This is a genomic window from Xanthobacter sp. BG11Y11_SDJG (assembly GCF_057364445.1).
Genome location: NZ_JBNFNU010000413.1, coordinates 1 through 3,695, shown reverse-complemented (window position 1 = coordinate 3,695; position 3,695 = coordinate 1). Strand labels below are relative to the sequence as shown.

Below are 3,695 nucleotides of genomic sequence, written 5' to 3'. Positions count from 1 at the left end.
CGAGTCGCCGCGCGCGCGACGACGCGCCGGCTTCGGCCGGCCGGCCCGACGAGGCGCCCGAGATGGCCTTCTCGACGCGTTCGGTCTCAGTCGTAGACATAGAGCCGTCCGTCCGCGATCACGAGACGCCGCGCGTCGAACTGGTCCATCAGCGCGATGTCGTGGGTGGCGATGAGCACCGAGGTGCCCGACTTGTTGAGCTCGATGAACAGGCGCAGCAGGCGGCGCGCCAGCGTCGGGTCCACATTGCCCGTCGGCTCGTCGGCGAGCAGGAATTCCGGCCGGCCGATCAGCGCCGGGCGATGGCGGCGCGCTGCTTCTCGCCGCCGGACAGAACCGGGGGCAGCACGTCCATGCGGTCGCCGAGGCCGACCCATTGCAGCAATTCCGTCACCTCGGCGCGGTAACTCGTCTCCTCCTTGCCCAGCACGCGCAGCGGCAGGGCAACGTTCTCGTAGGTGGTGAGATGGTCCAGCAGGCGGAAATCCTGGAACACGATGCCGATGCGCCGGCGCAGCACCGCCACCTCGTCGGGATCGAGCGAAGACACGTCGCGGCCGAACAGCGTGATCAGCCCGCGCGTCGGCTTCAGCGACAGGAACATCAGCCGCATCAAGGTGGTCTTGCCGGCGCCCGACGGCCCGGTGAGGAATTGGAACGAATTGGGCTCGATGCCGAAGGACACGTCCTTCAGCACTTCCGGGCCCATCCCGTAGCGCAATCCCACATTCTCGAACCGGACCACCGCCGCCACCCCCGCGAATCGTCCAAGGCGCACGCGGACAACCATAAACCAAGCGCGGCGCGGCGAAACCGCCCCGCCCCTGGACGAGTCCGGACCGCTCGTCCATGCTCGACCGCCCCCTGACGAGGAACCATGCCGCTGCCCAAGATCACTGTCCTTTACGACGAGAACCGCATCGCCGCCCGCAACCACGCCCTCGCCGCCGAAATCGCGCAGGCGCGACCGGAGGGGCTGCTGGCGGTTGCGGTGCTGAAGGGCTCGTTCATGTTCGCGGCCGACCTGCTGCGCGCGCTCCACGCCTCCGGCCTCACGCCCGAAGTGGAGTTCGTGCACCTGTCCTCCTACCGCGACGCCACGATTTCCTCCGGTCAGGTGGCGATCCTCAAGGACATCGAGAGCGATGTGCGCGACCGCGACGTGCTGTTGATCGACGACATCCTGGAATCCGGCCGCACCCTCGCCTTTGCCAAGGACCTGCTGATGGCGCGCGGGGCGCGGCGGGTGCTGGTGTGCGTGCTTCTGGAGAAGCCCGGCAAGCGGGCGGTGCAGATCGACGCCGACTTCGTCGGCTTCGCCTGCCCCGACGTGTTCGTGGTGGGCTACGGCATGGACGTGGCCCATGCCTTCCGGCAGCTGCCCTTCATCGGCCATATCGAAGGGCTGGACTGAGCCCGCCCCGTCCCCCTGCGAAGGCGCTTGTGGTACAGCCAAGCTTGTGGAATTGATCTTCGCCCTCGTGCCCGCCGGATGCGCGCGTGCGGGCCGGAGCCGGCACGCGGGCCGGTGCGGGGCGGATCACCCGGCCGGGCGCAGCAATTCCGGCAGGCGAAACGCCTCCTTGGGAGGCTCATTGGAATGCGCGCACATCTCCTGCTTGCGACCGGTCTGGCCATGCTGACGCTGGCCGCCGCACCGGCGTCCGCCGACGTGGTCTGGCATCCGGCGAACGGCCAGTCGTGCCGCGACGTGTGCGGCATGAAGCGGATGGAGCCGATTTCGACCGGCGCCTGGAAGAACAGCCAGAACCTGTTCTATGTCTGCGCTGCCAACCAAAACGGCGAAGGCTGGCGCCCGGGCTTCAACCTGACGCCGAGCTGGGCCAATGTGTGCATGGTGCCCTTCGGCAAGCAGGAAGTGCGCGCGACGAACTACAGCTGCGCCTGCCAGTGAGCGGGCGCCGCCCGGCGCCCGCTTCGCCGCGAAAAGGTGGCCATGAAAAAGCGCGCGGCATGCATCGCCGCCCGCTCACCCGGAATTGCGCAGGCCCGCCGAAATGCCATTGATGGTCAGCTGGATGCCGTGCAGCACCTTGTCGTCGGCGCCGTTGCCCCGGTGAAGCTTCAAGAGCTCGATCTGAAGGTGGTTCAGTGGGTCGAGATAGGGGAAGCGGTTGCGGATGGAGCGGTCGAGCAGCGGGTTGCCCTCGAGGAGCCGCGCCTGGCCCATGATGGCGAGCAGATGGGCGATGGTGAGGTCGTATTCCGCCCGGATGCGGCCGAAGATGTCCTCCCTGAGCCGCGCATCGGGCACCAGCTCCGCATAGCGCGAGGCCACCGCCAGCGAGCTTTTCGACAGCACCATGTCCATGTTGGAGAGCAGGGTGCGGAAGAACGGCCACTCGCGGTACATGGCCTGCAGGAACGACAGGCCGTAGTCCGGCCGGCGCGCGGCGAAGGCCTCCACCGCGGTGCCGAAGCCGTACCAGGCCGGCAGCATCAGCCGGCACTGCGCCCAGGAGAACACCCACGGAATGGCGCGCAAGGAGGTGATGGCGCGGGTCTTCGTCCGCGAGGCCGGCCGCGAGCCGATGTTCAGCGTGGCGATCTCGGAGATGACGGTGGACGACCAGAAATAGTCCTCGAACCCCTCGGTCTCGTAGACCAGGTGCCGGTAGGCGCGGAACGCCTCGTCGGAAATCTCCTCCATGGCGCTGAGGAATTCCGGCCGCGGGGCGGTGTGCTGCGGCTGCAGGAGCGACGCCTCCAGCGTCGCCGAGACGAGGATTTCGAGGTTGCGGCGCCCCACGTCCGGATTGGAGTATTTGGAGGAGATGATCTCTCCCTGCTCGGTGATGCGGATCTGCCCGTTCACCGCCCCGCCCGGCTGGGCGAGGATGGCGTCGTAGCTCGGCCCGCCGCCGCGGCCCACGGAACCGCCGCGGCCGTGGAACAGGCGCAGGCGCACGCCATGCCTGCGGAACACCTCGATGAGGCCGATCTCGGCCTTGTAAAGCTCCCAGCCGGAGGTGACGAAGCCGCCGTCCTTGTTGGAGTCCGAATAGCCGAGCATCACCTCCTGCTCGTCGCCGCGGCTCGCCACCAGCGCCCGATAGGCGGGGATGGCGAGCGCGCGGTCCATCACCGCGGCGCAGGCCTGAAGGTCGGCGATCGTCTCGAACAGGGGGATGATGTTGACCGCGCTGGTGCCATCCGCGGTCACGAGGCCCACTTCCTTGAGCAGCAATGCCACTTCCAGCAGGTCCGACACTCCCTCGGCCTTGGAGATGATGGCGTTCGGGATCACCTCCCGGCCCAGCGCGCGGTGCGCGGCGGCGGCGGTGGTGAGGATGGCGAGCTCGGACACCGTCTCCGCGCCGTACTCCACGAATGGCGAAGCCAGCGGCCGGGCGGTGGCGATCTCCTTCAGCAGCAGATCGATGCGCGCGCCCTCGGAGAGGCCGGCATAGTTGGTGCCGGGAGCCACCTTCTCGAACAGCTCGGCGACCACCCGCTCGTGCACGTCCGAATTCTGCCTGAGGTCGACGCAGGCCAAGTGGAAGCCGAAGCCGTCCACCGCGCGCCGCAGGTGGCGCAGGCGCCCCCGCGCCAGGATGGCCGAGCCGTTGGCGGCGAGGGAGCGATGGATCGTGTCGAGGTCCGCCTTGAGTTCGCCGGGCCCGTCATAGGGAGTGGTCGGCCAGGGCTTCGGGCGCGGCCGTCGGCGCGGCGGC

General features: G+C 68.6%; 3 protein-coding genes and 1 pseudogene. 2 read left to right on the top strand and 2 right to left on the bottom strand.

The annotated features are described in order from the left end of the window. Window positions 1-86 precede the first annotated feature (86 nt). Window positions 87-745 (bottom strand): annotated as a pseudogene (gene ftsE, locus AC2W7M_RS21915) (cell division ATP-binding protein FtsE). 132 nt (window positions 746-877) lie between these two features. Here ftsE and hpt point away from each other — a divergent pair. Together hpt and AC2W7M_RS21905 are read left to right on the top strand one after the other, a co-directional pair. Next, the gene (gene hpt / locus AC2W7M_RS21910) at window positions 878-1,414 is read left to right on the top strand and encodes a hypoxanthine phosphoribosyltransferase (RefSeq protein WP_486134896.1); all 537 of its coding nucleotides are present in this window, start codon (window positions 878-880) and stop codon (window positions 1,412-1,414) included. A gap of 186 nt (window positions 1,415-1,600) precedes the next feature. Then, the gene (locus AC2W7M_RS21905; RefSeq protein WP_486134894.1) at window positions 1,601-1,915 is read left to right on the top strand and encodes a hypothetical protein; all 315 of its coding nucleotides are present in this window, start codon (window positions 1,601-1,603) and stop codon (window positions 1,913-1,915) included. A 75-nt stretch (window positions 1,916-1,990) separates the two neighbouring features. On the opposite strand, the gene ppc is transcribed toward AC2W7M_RS21905, so the two are convergent. Continuing rightward, window positions 1,991-3,695: phosphoenolpyruvate carboxylase (gene ppc, locus AC2W7M_RS21900; RefSeq protein ID WP_486134892.1), on the bottom strand; the 1,705-nt coding region annotated here is incomplete at its 5' end.